Below are 17,995 nucleotides of genomic sequence, written 5' to 3'. Positions count from 1 at the left end.
TCAGAGCTCCTGGCGCTGGTTGTCGGGGTCGAAGAAGGGCAGTTGCACCACCAGGGCGTTGACCATCACGCCGCCCTCCACGCGGATCGGGATGTGCATACCGGGGGTGGCCTGGTGCGCCCCGGCGTAGGCCAGGCCGATGATCTGTCCCAGGGTCTGGGAGTACTCGCAGGAGGTGACGTTGCCGCTGATGTCCTGGCCGTCCAGCACCAGATGCCCCTCCAGCGGTTGTGGGCTGCCTTTGGGTAGGGTGAAACCGACCAGTTTGCGCTTGAGCGGCTGCCCTTCGAGGATCTCGATCGAGCGTTTGCCAACGAAGAACGGCTTCTTGCGGCCGATCGCCCACTGCATGTCGATCTCGGCCGGGTGGGTCATGCCGTCGGTGTCCTGGCTGATGATCACATGGCCCTTCTCAAGGCGCAGCAGGCGTTGGGTCTCGACACCGAACGGGCGGATGCCAAGCCCCGCACCGGCCTGCATCAGCGCATCCCACAGGCGTTCAGCATGGCGCGCAGGCACGTGCACTTCATAGCCCAGCTCGCCGACGAAGCCGACCCGCAGGATACGCGCCGGGATGCCGGCCACCGTGCCCACGCGTACGCCCAGGTAAGCAAAGGCCTCGGCCGACAGTTCGACATCGTTGCACACCTTGGCCAGCACCTGTCGCGACAGTGGCCCGGCCAGGTTCACCGCAGCCAGCGCGGCGGTGACGTTGGTGATGTCCACGTCCAGGCGCCATTGCGCGTTCCACTTGAGCATCTGTTGGTAGATGCGGTCCACGCCGCTGGTGGTGGCGGTGACGTAGAAGTGCTGGTCGGCCAGGCGTGCGCAGACGCCATCGTCGATCACCACGCCGTGCTCGTTGGTCATCAGAGCATATCGGGTGCGCCCGACCGGAAGCTTGGCGAAGCCGAAGGTGTAGAGCCGTTCGAGCAGTTCGGCGGCATCCGGGCCGCGCACATCCAGGCCGCCAAGGGTGGAAACGTCGATCAGGCCGACCTGCTCGCGCACGTGGCGGGCTTCTTCTTGCATGCAGCGCTCCCGCTGGTCCGGCGTGCCGTAGTAAGCGGGGCGCTGCCAGATGCCAGCAGGCATCATCTTCGCCCCGGCTTCCAGGTGACGGCGGTGCATGGGTGTCTGGCGATAGGGGGCGAACGCACGGCCCGCGACGTGCGCCAGTTTCTCGGCCTGGAATGGTGGGCGAGCGGTGGTCACACCGGTTTCGCTGATGCTGCGCCCAGTAGCCTGGGCCACCAGGCGAGCGGTGGGCAGTGCCGAGTGGCGGCCTTGGGACGGGCCCATGCCCACCGTTGAGAAGCGCTTGACCAGCTGTACATCACGGTAGCCGCTGCGGGTAGCGTTGACGATGTCACGCACTTGCAGGTCTTCGTCGAAATCGACGAAATCCTTGCCTTTGGGGTGCGGGAAGATCGGCCAGGGGAAGTTGACCTTGGCTTCGGCGACGAAGGCCGGCAGCACCGGGGGCGGCAGGTCCAGTGCGGTCAGTGCTTCGGCGGCGCCGCGCGAGGCGTCGGTTAGCACGTTGTCCAGTTGGTGGCGGCCGTTCACCGAGCCTGCGAGATCAAGCCCAGCGGGCAGGCCGCTGATGGCGAACTCGTCGCGACCTACGTCGTAGGCCAGCTTGCCGCCGGCCTGGCATAGCAACGGGTACACCGGCATGTAGCCTGCCGACATGCACAGCAGGTCGCACGCCAGGCGCAGGCCATGCTCGCTCACCTTCCCTTGACCGGTGATGGGGCGAATGTCCACGCCGCTGACATGGCGCATGCCGGCTTCGTGCAGGGCCTCGTAGACGGTACTGCCAAGGTGCAGGGCAATGTCGCGGCGCTTGAGCTCGGCCGCCAGCGTGGCATCGGCGGGAGCGGCGCGCATGTCTACCACCGCCGCCACGGCCACGCCTTGCTCTTGCAGGTCGAGCGCGGCCAGGTAGCCATCGTCATGCCCGGTGAGGATCACCGCACGCTGGCCCGGCTTGACCGCATACAGCTTCATCAGTCGCTGGGCCGCGCTGGTCAGCATCACACCGGGCAGGTCATTGTTGCGAAACACAACCGGCTGGTCGAACGAGCCGGCCGCCACCAGGCAGCGAGTAGCGCGTACCTTGTACATGCGTTTGTGTTGGATCACCGGCAGGTAGTTGTCGGTGAACCAACCGTTGCAGGTGGCCTCCAGCAATACCTGGATGTTCGGGTGGCCTTCGACCGCCGCCAGCAGTTCCTTGCGCAGCCTGGTGGCACGGGTGCCGGCGATGTCGAAACGGGCATAGGTGAGCGAACCACCCAGCACCGGCTGCTGCTCGATCAACAGCACCTTGGCCCCGCCGTTGGCGGCATCCAGGGCCGCGCGCAAGCCGGCTGGACCGCCCCCGATGATGGCGATGTCAACGAACAGATACGCTTTGTCGTAGTACTGCGGCCTGAAGCTCAGGTCGAGCACGCCGAGTCCGGCCTTCTTGCGGATCAGAGGCTCCCAGACCTTCCACATACCCTTGGGTTTGTAGAACGCACGGTAGTAGAAGCCCACCGGCATGAAGCGCGAGAATGTGCCCAGGTAGGCATCGCGGTCGTTGTCCAGGCTGCCGTTGAAGTTCTGGCCTTCGACCACCTGGCCATCCTGTGCGGCCTGCATGTCGGCCAGCACATTGGGTTCGTCGGGCAATTGCACCAGGGTATTGGCGTCCTGCCCGGCCAGGCTCAAGGGGCCGCGTGGGCGGTGGTACTTGAACGAGCGCGACAGCAGCCAGCGACCGTTGCCGAGCAAGGCGCTGGCGATGCTGTCGCCGGCAAAGCCAGGGTAGCTCTGGCCGTCGAAGGTAAAGCGCAGGGGCCGGTCGCGGTCGATCAGCAGGCCCATGGGCGCGGGGAGGCGAGTGAGGCTGTTCATCCTGCGGTCTCCGGCGTGGCGGTGGGGGCAAAGTCGATGCGGCGGACGAATACGTCCTTTGGATCGAAGGTGCGCAGTACCTGGTCGCTCACGGTGTGACGTTCGGCCAGGAACCAGTAGCTGGAGGCGTTGTGCAGCCACCATTCGACGACCACCCCGGCAAGGTTGTCGCTGTTGAACACGTAGTCGGCCCACTCCGCGTCGCTGCAGCGACTTGGGTCGGGCATCTGCTTGAACTCGCCGCCGTAGGTGAATTCGCTGATGTTGCGCGGGCCGTTCAAGGGGCAGGTCAGGATCTTCATCGTGCGTTCCTCTAGTGGCTGGCCGCCGTGGCGCCCATTTCATTGACTTGCTGGAAGCGGCTGAAGCGCTCCAGGGCGAAAGGGGCGATCAGTTCGGGCACCTTGCCGCCGCTGGCGACCAGTTCGGCCATGGTCTTGCCGCAGATGGGCGTGGACTTGAAGCCCCAGGTGCCCCAGCCAGCATCCAGGTAGTAGTTCTCGACCGGCGACAGGCCCATGATCGGACTGTAATCCGGGGTCATGTCGGTCATACCGGCCCATTGGCGCATCAGCTTGGCGTTGGCCATGAACGGGAACATTTCGATGGCGTGGGCCAGCAGGCTTTCCTTGAGGTCCAGGGTCGAGCGGGTGTTGTACAGCGGGTAGGGATCGGAGCCGCCACCGAAGACGATCTCGCCACGGCTGGTCTGTTGCACATAGCAGTGCAGGGCGGACGAGCTGACCAGCGGATCGAGGAACGGTTTGAACGGCTGGGTAACCATCGCCTGCAGCGGGTAGGTGTGGATCGGCGCGCGAATGCCCGCCTTTGCCATCAACAGCGAGCTGGCGCCAGCCACCGCCTGCACCACGCAGCCGCACTGGACGGTGCCACGGTTGGTCTTGACCGCTTCGATCCGGCCATTGCGAATCACCAGGTCCTGCACTTCGGTCAACTGATGGATTTCCACGCCGCGTTTGGCCGCTTGCTTGGCGTAACCCCAGGCCACCGCGTCATGGCGCGCGGTGGCGCCGTCGATGTGCCAGAGCCCGGCCAGCACCGGCAAGTGGCCGGGGTCGAGATTCAGGGTCGGTACCAGTTCGCGGATCTGCTGGCGGTCGATCATTTCGGTACGCCCGCCGAAGTGCTTGTTGACTTCGGCCCGTTGGCGGAAGGCGCGCACGGTGGCATCGGTGTGCGCCAGGGTGAGCTGGCCACGCTCGGAATACATGATGTTGAAGTCGAATTCGTTCGACAGGTGCTGGAACATCCGCACCGATTCGGCGTAGAAGCGCACGCCTTCGCTGGTGAGGTAATTGGAGCGGATCACCGCGGTGTTGCGCGCGGTATTGCCACCGCCCAGATAGGCTTTCTCCAGCACTGCGACATTGGTCACGCCATGGTATCTGGCCAGGTAGTAGGCAATGGCCAGGCCGTGACCGCCGCCGCCGATGATCACCACGTCGTAACGTGGCTTGAGTTCGCAAGGTGGCGGCAGGTCGACCTCCACCGGGTAGTCGGCGCTCAGGCCGTATTTCAGCAGGGCGAAGGGCATGGGGTGCGCTCCTGTTGGGCGGCCTGTTGCTGCAGGTCGAGGGCGAGCAGGGTATTTTTCATCAGGTAGGCGATGGTCATGGGCCCGACGCCTCCGGGAACCGGGGTGATGGCGGCGGCCTGGGGCAGGGCCGCGTCGAAGTCGACATCGCCCACCAAGCGGCTGCGGCCGTTCTCTTCGATGCGGTTGATACCCACATCGATGACCACTGCCCCCGGCTTGAGCCAGTCGGCGCCGATCAGCCGAGGCTTGCCGACCGCGGCGACCAGGATGTCCGCTTCGCGGCACAGTGCCGGTAAGTCACGGCTGCGCGAATGCACCACGGTCACCGTGCAGTCGGCCTGCAACAACAGGGCGGCCATGGGCTTGCCGACAATGTTGGAGCGGCCGACCACCACCGCGTGCTTGCCCCGCAATGGGCCACAGGCATCACGCAGCAGGCGCATGCAGCCACTGGGCGTGCAAGGGGTGAGTACATCGCGACCCTGGGCCAGGCCGCCGACGTTTTCACTGTGAAAGCCGTCCACGTCCTTAAGCGGACTGATGGCCTGCAAGACGCGGTGTTCATCGATATGCGCGGGCAAGGGCAACTGCACGAGAATGCCATTTATCGCCGTATCGCGATTGAGCCGGTCGATCAGGGTCAGTAGCTCGTGCTCGGTGGTGTCGCCTGGCAGACGGTGCTCCAGCGAGCGAATACCCACCTCCTCGGCGCGCAGCACCTTGTTGCGCACATACACCTGGCTAGCCGCGTCCATGCCCACCAGCACCACTGCCAGGCCCGGTTGCACGCCGCCCTGGCGCAGGGTGTCGACCTGCTCGCGCACCTCGGCCAGCACCCGCGCCGCCGTGGCCTTGCCGTCGATCAGCTTGACGCTGGGGATGGCATTCATTTGAAGATCACCGTGCGGTCGTGGTTGAGGAACACGCGGTGTTCGAGGTGGTACTTCACCGCGCGGGACAGGGCGATGGTTTCGGTATCGCGGCCGATGGCGACCAGATCGTCAGGCGCGTAGGCGTGGTCCACACGTTGCACTTCCTGCTCGATGATCGGGCCTTCGTCCAGGTCGCTGGTGACGTAATGGGCAGTGGCGCCGATCAGCTTGACCCCGCGTTGGTAGGCCTGGTGATAGGGCTTGGCGCCCTTGAAACCCGGCAGGAACGAGTGGTGGATGTTGATGGCCCGGCCCGAGAGTTGACGGCACAGGTCGTCGGAGAGGATTTGCATGTAGCGCGCCAGCACCACCAGTTCAGTATCGGTGTCCTCGACGATGCGCATCAGCGCCGCTTCCTGCTCGGCCTTGGTTACCGGCAGGTAGACGAAGCGGATGCCCTGGCGCTCGGCCATGGGCCGCAGGTCCAGGTGGTTGGAAACCACGGCGGTGATCTGCATCTCCAGTTCACCTTTGGCGTGGCGGTAGAGCAGGTCGCTCAGGCAATGGTCGAACTTGCTCACCATCAGCAGCACGCGCATCGGGCGGGCGCTGCTGTGCAGGCTCCAGTCCATGGCGAAGCGCTGCGCCACGTCGGCGAAGCCCGCTTCCAGCTGCGGCGTGTCACCAGTGATACCGGTGTTGTAACGGAACACGGCGCGCATGAAGAAGCGGCCATTGTCTTCGTCGTCGAACTGCGCCATCTCGCTGATGTAGCAACCGTGCTCGGCCAGGTAGGTGGTCACCGCCGCGATGATGCCGGACACGGCCGGACAGCTGACGCGCAGGATGAAATGGTCGGGAGCGGGGTGCATGTCGAGGTCCTCGTGGTGGGGTGGGGCAGGTCGGGCACAAGGGCGAAATGGCCTCGCGGCTGGCGAAGCGGTGTTTCTTATCAGGAATATAAATTTCCTTTTGGCGATTTATAGGCGAAGAGGTGGGTGGTGGTCCAGAGGTTTGTGAAATTTTTTATCCTGAGGGGAAACTCTGGTGATCGAGGTGGCCCCTGGCAGGCGCCGGCTGGCCGGCGACATCGCCAGTGCAGCCGACACCAAAAACTGGCTATGCTTGCCCCATGACCAACACCCCTCCATTACGCCAACCGTGCCCCCCCGGCGCCTGTGTGTGTGGCCGCGAACAACTGGCCGATCACCCCCAGGCCGCCCAGCGAATCCTGCTGCTCACTCGCCAGGAAGAAAAACGCCTGCTCGAGCGCCTGGAAAACCTCAAGGACCTGGAGGATCTGCAACGCCTGCAGCAGCGCATGTACGAAAACCTCGGCATTCGCGTGCACATCGCCCCTGGGTTCAACGAAGTGCGCACCATGCGCGGTATCGTCATCGAACTGGACGAGCAGGTGGGGTTGTGCCGCAAGACCCGACAGTCGATTCCGGCTGCGATTCGGCGGGGGTTGGAGCGTAACCCGCAGGTCGCGTTCCGGTTGCTGGATGCGCATGATCTGTTGCGGGACGCTTGAGGGTTCGTCTTGAGCCGCACGGCGCTGTCGAGATCGAGTGCCGCCCAACAGGGGACTCCCGCCAGCCTGCTCCAGCCTCACCCAGACTAATTTTCCCAACGGCTCCAACGTCTACCTGAGAGCCGCCCCACGCCAAGTGCGTATCGGCATTCATCACTCAAGGAGACAGGCAATGACTTCCGTTTTCGACCGCGACGATATTCAGTTCCAGGTAGTGGTCAACCACGAAGAGCAATACTCCATCTGGCCCGACTACAAGGCCATCCCCAACGGCTGGCGCGCCGTGGGCAAGAGCGGCCTGAAGAAGGACTGCCTGGCCTACATCGACGAGGTCTGGACCGACATGCGCCCTCTGAGCCTACGTCAGAAGATGGCTGAAGCCGCGGCGCAGTGAGCGGGATGAAGCTGCTGTGCCTGCCTTACTCCGGCGCCAGTGCCATGGTCTACAGCCGCTGGCGGCGCACGTTGCCGGCTTGGCTTGAGCTGCGCCCGGTGGAGCTGCCGGGCCGTGGCGCGCGCCTGAGTGAACCACTGCAGACCGACATGCAGGCGCTGGCCCGGCAACTGGCGGCCGAGCAGCGCACGGCCGCCAGCGCGCCCTATGCATTGCTGGGGCACAGCCTGGGCGCGCTGCTGGCGTTCGAGCTGGCCCATGAACTGCAAGCGCTGGGCTGCCCGGCGCCACGCGCGTTGTTCGCCTGCGGTACCGCGGCACCGACCCGTCGCGAAGACTACGATGGCAAGCACTGGTCCGAACCCAAGACCGACGCCGAGCTGATCAACGAGCTGCGTGCGCTCGACGGTACTCCACAGGAGGTGCTGGCCAACGCCGAGCTAATGAGCCTGACCTTGCCCATCCTGCGCCATGATTTCCTGCTGTGCGGCCGTTATGCCTATCGTCAGCGGTCGCTGCTGCAATGTCCGCTGCACGTCCTCGGCGGTGAGGCCGACCGGGCCACGCAAGAGCAACTCATGGCCTGGCGCCGTGAAACCTCGGGGGAATTTTCGCTGCAAATGTTCCCCGGCGGCCACTTCTTCATCCATGAGCACGAGCACCGCGTGCTCGGTGTGGTGGCCGTGTCGCTGGAGCCGTACCGGCGTTCTGCCTGATTGACGTCATCGCTTGCCTGGGGGAGGCTAGGGTTTTCCCCAGGCAAGAGGCCGACAATGCTGATCAACCCTCGCCAGGCCACGCTGCTGGTCGTCGATATCCAGGAAAAGCTCATAGGCGCCATGAGCGACCCCGAGGGCACCCGAGCGCGTGCGCGCTGGCTGGTGGCGGCCAGCGCCGAGCTGCAATTGCCAATCGTGATGTCCGAGCAGTACCCCAAAGGCCTGGGGCACACCCTGGCAGCGCTCACCACTGCCGCACCGGCAGCCCAGGTGGTGGAGAAAACGCATTTTTCCTGTGTGGCTGCCGAGTGCCTGCCGGAAAGCCTGCTGCGCCGCGAGCAAGTGATCGTCTGTGGTATGGAAACCCATGTCTGCGTGCTACAGACCGTGCTGGGCCTGTTGTCGCTGGGCAAGCACGTGTTCGTGGTCGAGGATGCCTGCGACAGCCGTACCCCGGCCAGCAAGGCCGCGGGCCTGGCGCGCATGCGTGATGCCGGGGCGCAGGTGGTGACCCGTGAGATGGTGCTGTTCGAACTGATGGGCAGCGCCAGCCATCCCTTGTTTCGCCATATCAGCAAGACCTACCTGGTCGGTGAGCAGCCCTGAACGCGCGGCTGATGGCGGCAGGGCTGGTGGCGCTGGCCCTGCTGCAAGGTTGCGCCGGGCGCCGCGAAGAAGCAGTGGAAACCGACCCCACCAAAGTGCGAGCACAGTTGATGCGACTGCTGCCGGCGCAAGCCAAGGACCGGCAAGGGTGGGCCCAGGATATCCAAGTGGCCTTCGAAGCCCAGGGCATTGCCCCAAGCAAAAGCAACCTGTGCGCGGTATTGGCCGTCACCGAGCAGGAGTCGACCTTCAATGCCGACCCACAGGTGCCGAACCTCGGGCGCATCGCCCGAGCAGAAATCGACCGGCGCGCGGCGCGTCTGCATATCCCCAAGCTGCTGGTCGACGGTGCCCTGAATACCAGTTCCGGCAGTGGCAAGACCTATCAGCAGAGGCTGCTGGCGGTACGCAGCGAGAAACAGTTGAGCACGCTGTACGATGATTTCATTGCCGGCCTGCCCTTGGGCAAGACTCTGCTGGGCGGGCTGAACCCGGTGCATACCGGTGGGCCGATGCAAGTGAGCATCGACTTTGCCGAGCAGCACGCCAAGGGTTACCCCTACCGCTATGAAGGCACGATCCGGCAGGAGGTATTCACCCGCCGTGGCGGTTTGTACTTCGGCATCACCCACCTGCTGGGCTACCCAGCGAACTACGAGCGGCCGTTGTACCGCTTCGCCGATTTCAATGCGGGTTGGTACGCCAGCCGCAATGCCGCTTTCCAGGCAGCGTTGAGCCGGGCAACCGGGGTGAAGTTGGCGCTGGATGGCGACCTGGTGGCGCCAGGGGCGATCATGCCCGGAACCACCGAGCAGGCGGCGCGCAAACTGGGGGCGAAGCTTGGCTTGCGCAACCCGCAGATTCGCAGCCAACTGGAGCAGGGTGACAGCCTGGCCTTCGAGGACACCCGGTTGTACCGCGGCGTGTTCGCCCTGGCCGATGCGGCGGCCGGCAAGCCGGTGCCGCGTGCAGTATTGCCGGGAATCGAGCTCAAGAGCCCGAAGATTACCCGCAAGTTGACCACGGCGTGGTTCGCAGGTCGTGTGGATGAGCGTTACCAGCGCTGCATGAAGCGGTAGGGCAAACCCGCTCCCCAAAGTCTGGCCGTGGCGCCGACCCCGGGGGCGGGTGTACCGGCGAACAGGCCGGTGAAGCGAACCTCAACCCTGACCCAAGGCATCCACCACTTGCTCGACACTGGCCTTCAACCCCGCCAGGGCATCCTCCGGGTCGCTGTCGACCACCAGCAACCTGGCCCCGGATGCCTTGATCACCTCGGCTACCGCAGCCTCCGGCTGGCGGTGGTGCAGCACCAAAGCCACATCCTGGGTCTTGAGGTTCTCACCCAGCGCCTTGAGCGTGGCCTCATCCCACTTGTCCTCGGGCGGCAGCGCCTGCTGCGCCACGTCCAGGTTCAGCCCGCTGGCCAGATAACCCAGGCGATCCGACAAGCTGACCACGGTCAAGTTGTCGACTTCGGCCAGGCGTGTCTGGCTGCTGGCGGTCAGCTCCAGCAACTGGCGCTTGAGAGCGGTGAGGTTGCCTTGGATCTTCGCCTTGTCAGCCGGTGAGAGCCGCTCAAGGTCATTGGCCACCACATCGGCCATGCGCCCAAGATTCGTCGGGCTGAGCCAGGGATAAGCGGCATAGGCCTCATCGCCGGTTACGGCAATGCCCGGCAATGCGCCATCCACTGGCCGTGCGGCATCGATCTCGACGATGCGGATATTGCTGCGCCGCGCCATTGGGTAGAGCGGGTCGTCCCGCCAGATCGAGCGCACGCCAATCACCGCATCGGCCTGTTGCGCGGCCTTCTGCAGGCCGGCACCGCCACGACCACTGAAGTACGACGGCTGGCGGCTTGCCGGCAGGTTGGCTGGAGCCGCGCGCTTGAGCTGCACCGAGGTGCCGTCAAGCAGAGCAGCGGCTAGGCTGTGGGTCACGGGCAAGGTGGTGAGCACCTGGGTGGCAAAGCTCAGCGAAGGCAGGCCCACCAGGGCGATGGCCAGGGTCAGCTGCTTGATATTCAGATTCATGCCGGGTTTCCTTGCAGGCGTGGGACGAGGGCGCGGGCCAGCGCGGCGAGGGCGAAGCACAGGCCGGCGACCAGAATGATCGCGGCACCCGACGGCACCGGCAGGTCGAGTACGATCGGCAACAGGATGCCGAGCAGGGTGCTCAGTGTGGCGATCAGCACCGAGAGGAAGAAAAAGCCTTTCAGCGACTGGCTGACCAGGCGTGCGGCGGCGGCCGGAATCACCAGCAGGGCACCGACCAGAATCGCCCCGATCACTTTCACCGAGGCCACGGTGACCAAGGTCACCAGGACCACGAACAGGTAGTCCAGGGTCTTCACCGCCACCCCGCGCACCGCGGCCAGTTGCGGATTGAAGCTGGCCAGCATGATGCGGTTGTAAAGCGGTAGGGCCAGGCTCAGCACTAGCACCGCGACGATGCCCAGCACCAGCAGGTCGTGGGCGCTGACCGTCAGCACCGAGCCGAACAGCACGTTCTCGAGGATGTGCACGTTGATCTTGCCGGCCAGCATCAGCAGCAGGCTCGCGCCTAGGGCCAGGGACACCGAGAGGAACACCCCGATCAGTGTGTCCGGCGACAGTCCGGTGCGGTTGCGCAGGTAGTTCAGCAGGATGCCGAACAGCAGGCAGTAGCCGAACAGACTGCCATAGGGGCCGGTATAGGGTTCGCCGAGCAGGATGCCAATGGCTACGCCCGTGAGCGCGGCGTGGCCCACAGCCTCGGAGAAGAACGCGAAGCGCTTGACCACGACCAGCGTGCCCAGGCCGCCGAGCACCGGGCCTATCATCAGACCGGCCAGTAACGCATTGATCACGAACCCATAGGCCAGGGCCTCGGGCAGGTAGCCGGCGCTGGCCCAGTCCTGGACCAGTTGACGGAAGGCTTCATAACTCATCAGGCGAGGCTCTCGCTGCGCGGGTGAACGGAGAACAGGTTGAGAAGACGCTCGGGGGTCAGGGCCTGGGCGGGCGCGGCGTCGAACAGCACCTGGCGGCTCAGGCCGGTGACCCGGTCGGCCAGGCGCAGCACGGCCTGCAGATCGTGCTCGATCCACAGCACGGTGGTACCGGATTGGCGCCAGCCCTGTAGCAGCGCTTCGAACACCTGGATGCCCGCTTCGTCGAGGGCCGACATCGGCTCGTCCAGGACCAGCAACTGGGGTTCGGGGATCAGGCCCTGGGCCAGCAGCACCCGCTGGCGCTCGCCACCGGACAATGCGCCCATGCGACGCTTGCGTTTGTCGAGCATGCCGACTTGTGCCAGCGCTGCGTCGATGGCCGGCTGGATACGCCGCGAAAGGCCCAGGAACGCGGGGCGCCTTTGGCACATGGCGGCCATGAAGTCGTCCACGGTCATTGGCAGGCCTCGGTCGAACTCCAGCGCCTGGGGCACGTAGCCGATCACGTTGGCTTGTGTCGGCCAGTGAAGGGTCAACTGGCCCTGGTGCGGCATCTGCCCCAGCAAGGTCTTGATCAGCGAGCTCTTGCCGCCGCCATTGGGGCCGACGATGGCATGCACGCTGCCAGCGGCGACGCTGAAGGCGACCTGTTCGAGGATGCGCGTACGGCCCAGGGTCAGGTCGATGCCGACGAACTCGATGCGCGGCCCGCGGGCGGGCATGCGCGTGGCGGCGGCGGTCATGCGCGGTTCTCCTGGATGGCCCGCACCACTGTGTCGAGGTTGCGCTTCATTTCCACCTCGTATTTGTCCTTGGTGTACTCGCCGTAGGAGATGTGCGTCAGCGGGTACAGTCGAACGCCCGATTCACGCTGGATGGTTTCGACGTAGGCAGAAGGGAAATCCATCTCCGAGAAAATCACCTTCACGTCCAGGGCCTTGAGCTGGTCGATGGTCTTCTTCAGTTGTGCGGGGCTCGGCTCGATGCCGTGGGCCGGCTCGACCACGGCGGTCACTTCCAGGCCGAAGTCGCGCACCAGGTAGTCGTAGGCCGCGTGGATGGTGGCGACGCGCAAGGTCGCCGAGGGCGCCTCGGTGACCTGCGCCAGAGCCTCGGCACGCAGGGCGCGCAAACGCTTGGCGTAGGCGCGGGCGTTCTGGGTATAGAACTTGGCATTGTCTGGGTCGAGCTTGCCCAGTTCGCGGGCAATGTTGTTGACCTGGGCGATGGTGGTGCTGATGGACAGGAAGGTGTGCGGATTGACCACCTTGCCCGCGCCGCGAGCAGCGATGCCGGTGGCAGCCAGCAGCGGAACGTTCTGGTTGGCTTCGATGGTGGCGATGCCCGGTTTTTCACTGGCGGCGATCATGCGGTCGGCGAAGTCGTCGTGGCCCACGCCGTTGAGCACCACCACGTCCAGCGTGCCGATGCGCTTGATGTCCTCGGCTCGTGGCTCGTAGGCGTGCGGGTTGAAGCCCGCCGGAATCAGCGGTACCACCTCGGCTTTGTCGCCCACGATGTTGCTGACGTAGCTGTAGTAGGGGTGCAGGGTGATGCCAATGCGCAGCGGCTTGGCGTTGTCGGCCAGGGCCAGGGCTGGCAGGGCGCAGGCCAGGAGCAGCGCAAGGACGGAGCGGAGCATGGGGGAGATTCCTTGGGTTCAGTGACGGTGTTCGCGGGTGACCCCGGCGTCGTAGTGGCTAACCACCTGCTGCCAGCCGGCAGCGATCAAGGCCGCCTGGCCCAGGTCGTCCGGGAGCAGGGTAGTGCTGTCGCGGCGTAGCCAGACATCGGACGGCCCGGCGGCGTCGCCAGGCAGGATCAACAGGAAGCTGCCGGCGATTTCCGGGGCTTGGCTGCGCCCCAGGTAGGCGCCGCTTTGCAGCCATTGCCAGTGATGGCGGCCACGGCTTTGGCTGCCGGCATCGACGACGAAGGGCGGTAGGCCCTCTTCGACCAGGTCGTCGACGCTCGGGGCAACGGCGTTTTCTTCGCGCAGCAGTTGGATCTCGTCGAAGGCCACCCGCAGGTCGGTGTAGATGCCCTGTTCGGCGGCAGTGAGGTCACGCCGGGCATCTATCTGATGGCGGGCGATGGCCTGTTCGTCCTCGCGCTCACCGCGCATCAGCACCACCGTGGAGGCCAGCAGCACGATCAGCAGGCTGGCGAGCAGAACGTAGAGCGTTTCGTACCCGGCACCGGCTGGGCGTACTACCTGGGCGTGACTCATGCAGGGCTTGCTCATGGCTGGGCGATGTCGGCGTGGTCGATTTCCACCACGTGGCCGGGACCGGCGTCGAACAACACGTAGAACTCGCCATCGGGGCGTTGGAAGGTCAAGGTCGAGTCCTGCGCGAGCTTGCCGCCGACCAGCACCTGTTCGTCGTAGCCGATCACGTCCAGCGTCACGCCAGGCGCGCCGCTGCCGTCGGAGAACCCTCCAGTGCATTTGATCTGGCCGCCGGCGACCTCTTCGCATTCGCACATCGGGTTGTGCGCCAAGGCTGGCCCGGCGGCAAGGGCCATCAGTGGCAGGACGAGCCTGCGGATCGTATGTTTCATGGTTTGCCTCCTTGTTTCTTCAGCCAGGCCACGGTGGCGGGGGATGCGTCGGCCAGCGCGACGGAGCCTTGGTGCATGCTGCCGTCCCAGCCTTCGAGGGTGATCCAGATCCGTGCGTCGGGGCGGGTGCGGGCAGGGACTGGCAGATTGGTACTCATGCGGTAGGGTGCGCCGAAGAAGATGCTGCCGGCGGCGCGCAGGTTGCGTGGTTTGCCAATGCGCAGGTAGATGGCCTTGACGTCCCCAATGCACGCCTTGCACAAGGCCGCATTGAACGCCTTGAAGTGGCCTGCGGGGCCGTCGGCGCGCGGCGCCTCGTTGCGCAACTCGGCCAGGTCGACGGTGTAGGGGCCGACCTGGATGGCGCTGATCGGGTTGACGCCGAGGCCGGCATCGCCACGCAACAGCTTGGCGTCGGCGAAGTACTTGGGCATGAAGCCCAGCGGTATGAGGATCAAAAGGATGTTCAGGTGAAAGCGCCACTTCAGCCACCACTGCTTCAGCGGGCTGACGGGCACCCTATGGACCTGGCTCATGGATGGACCTCGGCAGTGGTGTCGTTGTGGCCAGCGTGTAGGCGGGGCGTGCGCTCGCTGCGTTTGAGGGCGGCTGCGGTGGCCTGGGCGGTGCGTTTGGTCCAGATCAGCAGGCCGCTGAATACCATCAGGGTGAGAACCAGGCCGAAGAAGAACCAGATCAGCTTGATCGGCAGGCCGCCGAAGTCGCCGGTGTGCAAGGGGCGCATGGATTCGGTGACGAACTCCAGGGCCGAACGGTCGGCCAGCAGGAACTGGCTGTCGACGTTTCGGGTGTACGGGTTGATGGCCGCGGTCTGGTACATCAATGGATACCAGCCACGCCCGCCCAGGTTGATATGGCTGTAGTGGGTGGCAGGCAGTGAAATGAAATCGATATCCAGCCCCGGGATCGCCTGGCCGGCGATGCGCGCCGCTTCGTCCAGGTCGATGCGCGGTGCCGGGCTGCCATCGCGAGTGGGTGGCACATCCTCGCGCGAAATGACCGGCACCACCGGTTCGGTGGATACGGTGACGTGGTTGTCGGCAAGTATGGCCTGGATCAGGAACCAGGTGCCGGTGATGGAGATGACTGCGATGAACCAGATCGACCACACGCCGGCCAGGCGGTGCAGATCACCCCAGAAAATACGTGAGCCGTGACCGGTGCGGATGGGTTTGAAGAAGCCTTTCCAGAACTTCTTGTAGACCACAAGGCCAGTCACCAACGAGGCCAGCATCGGCAGGCCCAGCAGCGACACCAGGTACCAGCCCCAGCTGTAACCATTGGTGAAGGGCACCAGCCACCAGCCATGCAAGGCGCGGGTGAACGCCTCGAAATTGAAGTCAGGGCTCTTGCCCTGGATCACGCCGGTATAGGGGTTCACGTAAAGCGTCGGGCTAGTGCCGTCCGGGAAGACCACCGAGGCATTGAGTGCGAAGTGCGCACCGTCCGGCTGGCGCAACGTGCGCACCACCATGTCCGGCTCGGCTTTGTGCAAGGCGTCGAGTACTTGCTGGTAGCTCAAGCGTTCAGTCACGTCATCGGGCTTGCTGGCGCGCACGTCCGGGTTGGCCAGCCAGACGATTTCCTGGCTGACCACGGCGAGCATGCCGGTAAAGCAGACGATCAGCACGAAGAACCAGATCGGCAGGGCGAGCCAGCTATGTACCAGGAACCACAGCCTGGACTTGGATTTTTTGGGAGATTTGGCCATCGGTCGGTCTTCTGAAAAGGAGGGTCGAGCACAGGCCCAACCAAAGGGCTGCATTAATAAGGACGAATGAGAATCGAAATCCTGAAGATTTAAATGCAAGCAAATGTTTCAGAAAACACGAGCCGGCATGCGCGCGGAGGCGACATGCCGGCTGCGAAGGCCTATGGCGAGGTTCAGGCGCTGGCGGCAGCCGCGTGTGTCCTGCCGTACTGGCGGGCCAGGTCCTGGTACAGCGACTGGCCGATTTCCGCCGCGCGGGCCGGCAGCACCGACAGCAACGTGTCGCTCAGGCCGTGGCTGTTTTCGCAGAAGCCTTGCAGGTAGACGGAGGCTTGCAGGTCTGGGCTGGCCAGTACGCGGTAGTTGCGGTCGACGCTGAAGTCGTTCAGGTAGCCAGCCAAGGGTGCCAGCAGGTCGCGGTGCGAGCGGCGCTCGTAGCCAGTGGCGAGGATCACCGCATCGTAGCGGTGGGTCTGCTGCTGGCCGGTGGCCAGGTCACGCAGGGTCAGTTCGATGCCCTCGCGGGTGGCCACCACGGCTTCCACATTGCGGCGGCACAGCACATTGTGGCGGAACTGGTGGGACACCTTCTGGCGATAGAGAATGCCGTAGATGCGCTCGATCAGATCGAGGTCGACCACCGAATAGTTGGTGTTGTGGTATTCGCCCAAGAGTTTGCTGCGCTGGTCGGCCGGTTCGTTGTAGACCAGGTCGGTGTAGTCCGGCGAGAAGATCTCGTTGACGAACGGGCTGTCATCGGCCGGTTTGAGTGCCGAACCGCGCAGCACCATGTCGACCTTGACCGACGGATAGCTGTCGTTGAGGTCGATGAAGGCTTCGGCGGCGCTCTGGCCCGAGCCGATCACCGCAATGCGCATCGGCTTGCCTTCGGTGCAAGGCAGCTGGTTCAGACTGCTCAGGTACTGGGAGTGGTGGAAGACCCGGGGATCCTCCTTGAACGCGCCGAATTTCTCCGGGATTTTTGGCGTGCCGCCACTGCCGACCACCACCGCGCGCGTGCGGCGACTGTATTCGCGGCCCTGTGCATCGCGAGACACCAGACGCAGGTGTTCGACTCGACCGGCATTCACTTCAGGCTCGATGCGCAGCACTTCCTCGCCATAGGCCGCCTGAGTGGCGAAATGCTCGGCAGCCCAGCGCAAGTAGTCGTTGTACTCCAGTCGGCAGGGGTAGAAGGTGCCGAGGTTGATGAAGTCGGCCAATCGCTGCTTCTGGTGCAGGTAGTTGACGAAGCTGTAAGGGCTGGTGGGGTTGCGCAGGGACACCAGGTCCTTGAGGAAAGAGATCTGCAACTCGCTCTGGGTAGCCAGGGTCTCACCGTGCCAGCGATAGTCTTTCTGCTTGTCGATGAACAGGGCATCCAGGGCGTGACCCTGGGTCTGGGCGAGCTCCTCCAGGGCGATGGCCAGGGCCAGGTTGGACGGGCCGAAGCCCACGCCTATCAGGTCTTTGATTGTTTCCGGGTTTGAAGACTGGCTCATGGCTGCGATTCCATAATGGTCGAATGTGGACGCCCGCCGGGGCTCCGGCTCCTGCGCGAGTACATGGGTTGGAACGAGCCACGTGTGGAGGAATTTACTTAAGGCGGCGTAGGGTGTTTGCGCGCCGGCCTAAAGTTCTGAGCCGCTGGGCCGATAGGTAGGCCAACCCAAGGACCCACTTCAAAGGCAGGGAAATCTCATGGTCGGAATCAGCGCCGTCACCGTCAACAACGTTTCGGCTCAGGCCCAGGCTGCCAATCAAAGCAGCGAAACAGCCGCAACCGAGGACCGCTCGACCACTCAGGTCGACACGTCGAAAATCACCGGCAATGGCCAGGCGCAGGGTGCGCAAGGGGCCCAGGGCGGCGAGGGCAGCGGCGAGTCGGCTGCCATCAAGCAACTGCGTCAAATGATCAAGGACTTGCAGAAGCAATTGGCCGAGCAGCAGAAGCAACTGGCCGCGATCATGGCCAAGGATATGGACGAGAGCGCCAAGCTTGCGCAGGCCAGTGCCAAGCAGGCCAGCATCACCACGATCAATGGTGAGATCCTGCGGGCCACCGCACAGTTGCTCGAAGCGCTTCAGGAAACCGGTGGCAGCAGCGCGGGCGGTATCGTCAGCACCCAGGCTTGAGGGGCGTTGCTGGCAGTGAAAAGGGCTGACTTGCTGCTGTCAG

The 17,995-nt window shown here is 64.5% G+C and carries 20 protein-coding genes; 6 read left to right on the top strand and 14 right to left on the bottom strand.

Annotation, left to right across the window (positions count from 1 at the left end; all coding sequences use genetic code 11):
- From IF103_RS14855 to purU, 5 genes are read right to left on the bottom strand one after another with little or no spacing between them, the layout of a single operon-like run.
- On the bottom strand, nucleotides 1-2,904 hold the full coding sequence (locus IF103_RS14855) for a 2Fe-2S iron-sulfur cluster-binding protein (RefSeq protein ID WP_202675447.1): 2,904 nt from the start codon (nucleotides 2,902-2,904) through the stop codon (nucleotides 1-3).
- Nucleotides 2,901-3,206 carry a sarcosine oxidase subunit delta gene (locus tag IF103_RS14850; RefSeq protein WP_023381174.1) on the bottom strand — a complete coding sequence of 102 codons (306 nt, stop codon included), beginning with the start codon at nucleotides 3,204-3,206 and terminating at the stop codon, nucleotides 2,901-2,903. The genes IF103_RS14855 and IF103_RS14850 overlap by 4 nt, the downstream gene beginning before the upstream one ends.
- 11 nt (nucleotides 3,207-3,217) lie before the next feature.
- Complete coding sequence (locus IF103_RS14845; protein WP_023381173.1) at nucleotides 3,218-4,459, bottom strand: FAD-dependent oxidoreductase; 1,242 nt, start codon at nucleotides 4,457-4,459, stop codon at nucleotides 3,218-3,220.
- Nucleotides 4,441-5,352 (bottom strand): bifunctional methylenetetrahydrofolate dehydrogenase/methenyltetrahydrofolate cyclohydrolase FolD, encoded by a 912-nt coding sequence (gene folD / locus IF103_RS14840; RefSeq protein WP_023381172.1) that lies wholly within the window; start codon nucleotides 5,350-5,352, stop codon nucleotides 4,441-4,443. Before folD ends, IF103_RS14845 begins: the two co-directional genes overlap by 19 nt.
- Nucleotides 5,349-6,206 (bottom strand): formyltetrahydrofolate deformylase, encoded by an 858-nt coding sequence (gene purU / locus IF103_RS14835; protein WP_202675446.1) that lies wholly within the window; start codon nucleotides 6,204-6,206, stop codon nucleotides 5,349-5,351. The genes folD and purU overlap by 4 nt, the downstream gene beginning before the upstream one ends.
- Nucleotides 6,207-6,466: 260 nt before the next feature.
- Between purU and IF103_RS14830 the strand changes: the two genes are divergently transcribed.
- The 5 genes from IF103_RS14830 (at nucleotide 6,467) to IF103_RS14810 (ending at nucleotide 9,666) form a co-directional block, all read left to right on the top strand.
- Nucleotides 6,467-6,868, top strand: coding sequence for a hypothetical protein (locus tag IF103_RS14830; RefSeq protein ID WP_027908143.1), 402 nt, complete (start codon nucleotides 6,467-6,469; stop codon nucleotides 6,866-6,868).
- Between the two features lie 172 nt (nucleotides 6,869-7,040).
- Nucleotides 7,041-7,262, top strand: a complete 222-nt coding sequence (locus IF103_RS14825; RefSeq protein WP_003256222.1) for an MbtH family protein — start codon at nucleotides 7,041-7,043, stop codon at nucleotides 7,260-7,262.
- Nucleotides 7,263-7,267: 5 nt separating this feature from the next.
- Nucleotides 7,268-7,978 (top strand): thioesterase II family protein, encoded by a 711-nt coding sequence (locus tag IF103_RS14820; protein WP_502709907.1) that lies wholly within the window; start codon nucleotides 7,268-7,270, stop codon nucleotides 7,976-7,978.
- A 57-nt stretch (nucleotides 7,979-8,035) separates the two neighbouring features.
- Nucleotides 8,036-8,587 (top strand): hydrolase, encoded by a 552-nt coding sequence (locus tag IF103_RS14815; protein WP_023381168.1) that lies wholly within the window; start codon nucleotides 8,036-8,038, stop codon nucleotides 8,585-8,587.
- An 11-nt stretch (nucleotides 8,588-8,598) separates the two neighbouring features.
- Nucleotides 8,599-9,666: a DUF1615 domain-containing protein gene (locus IF103_RS14810; RefSeq protein ID WP_041925514.1), complete on the top strand. Its 1,068-nt coding sequence runs from the start codon at nucleotides 8,599-8,601 to the stop codon at nucleotides 9,664-9,666.
- A gap of 81 nt (nucleotides 9,667-9,747) precedes the next feature.
- Here the strand turns inward: IF103_RS14810 and IF103_RS14805 are convergent, their stop codons facing one another.
- The 9 genes from IF103_RS14805 to IF103_RS14765 form a co-directional block, all read right to left on the bottom strand.
- A complete protein-coding gene (locus IF103_RS14805) occupies nucleotides 9,748-10,617 on the bottom strand; it encodes a metal ABC transporter substrate-binding protein (protein WP_027908140.1) in 870 nt (289 codons plus the stop codon).
- Between the two features lie 2 nt (nucleotides 10,618-10,619).
- Nucleotides 10,620-11,519, bottom strand: a complete 900-nt coding sequence (locus tag IF103_RS14800) for a metal ABC transporter permease (protein WP_023381165.1) — start codon at nucleotides 11,517-11,519, stop codon at nucleotides 10,620-10,622.
- Nucleotides 11,519-12,265 (bottom strand): metal ABC transporter ATP-binding protein, encoded by a 747-nt coding sequence (locus IF103_RS14795; RefSeq protein WP_023381164.1) that lies wholly within the window; start codon nucleotides 12,263-12,265, stop codon nucleotides 11,519-11,521. Before IF103_RS14795 ends, IF103_RS14800 begins: the two co-directional genes overlap by 1 nt.
- Complete coding sequence (locus IF103_RS14790) at nucleotides 12,262-13,164, bottom strand: metal ABC transporter substrate-binding protein (RefSeq protein ID WP_027908139.1); 903 nt, start codon at nucleotides 13,162-13,164, stop codon at nucleotides 12,262-12,264. The genes IF103_RS14795 and IF103_RS14790 overlap by 4 nt, the downstream gene beginning before the upstream one ends.
- A gap of 18 nt (nucleotides 13,165-13,182) precedes the next feature.
- Nucleotides 13,183-13,752, bottom strand: coding sequence for a DUF6162 family protein (locus IF103_RS14785; protein WP_202675444.1), 570 nt, complete (start codon nucleotides 13,750-13,752; stop codon nucleotides 13,183-13,185).
- An 11-nt stretch (nucleotides 13,753-13,763) separates the two neighbouring features.
- A complete protein-coding gene (locus tag IF103_RS14780) occupies nucleotides 13,764-14,084 on the bottom strand; it encodes a hypothetical protein (protein ID WP_023381161.1) in 321 nt (106 codons plus the stop codon).
- A complete protein-coding gene (locus IF103_RS14775) occupies nucleotides 14,081-14,620 on the bottom strand; it encodes a PA2404 family protein (RefSeq protein WP_023381160.1) in 540 nt (179 codons plus the stop codon). The genes IF103_RS14780 and IF103_RS14775 overlap by 4 nt, the downstream gene beginning before the upstream one ends.
- Nucleotides 14,617-15,816 carry a PepSY-associated TM helix domain-containing protein gene (locus IF103_RS14770; RefSeq protein ID WP_023381159.1) on the bottom strand — a complete coding sequence of 400 codons (1,200 nt, stop codon included), beginning with the start codon at nucleotides 15,814-15,816 and terminating at the stop codon, nucleotides 14,617-14,619. Before IF103_RS14770 ends, IF103_RS14775 begins: the two co-directional genes overlap by 4 nt.
- Nucleotides 15,817-15,989: 173 nt before the next feature.
- Nucleotides 15,990-17,318 carry a lysine N(6)-hydroxylase/L-ornithine N(5)-oxygenase family protein gene (locus IF103_RS14765; protein WP_104881515.1) on the bottom strand — a complete coding sequence of 443 codons (1,329 nt, stop codon included), beginning with the start codon at nucleotides 17,316-17,318 and terminating at the stop codon, nucleotides 15,990-15,992.
- Nucleotides 17,319-17,517: 199 nt separating this feature from the next.
- Between IF103_RS14765 and IF103_RS14760 the strand changes: the two genes are divergently transcribed.
- A complete protein-coding gene (locus IF103_RS14760) occupies nucleotides 17,518-17,952 on the top strand; it encodes a hypothetical protein (protein WP_023381157.1) in 435 nt (144 codons plus the stop codon).
- The last annotated feature ends 43 nt before the right edge of the window (nucleotides 17,953-17,995 follow it).

Source organism: Pseudomonas sp. SK2, from assembly GCF_016772395.1.
In the GTDB taxonomy this organism is placed as follows: Bacteria; Pseudomonadota; Gammaproteobacteria; order Pseudomonadales; family Pseudomonadaceae; genus Aquipseudomonas; species Aquipseudomonas taiwanensis.
This window is presented reverse-complemented; position numbering and strand designations above follow the sequence as displayed.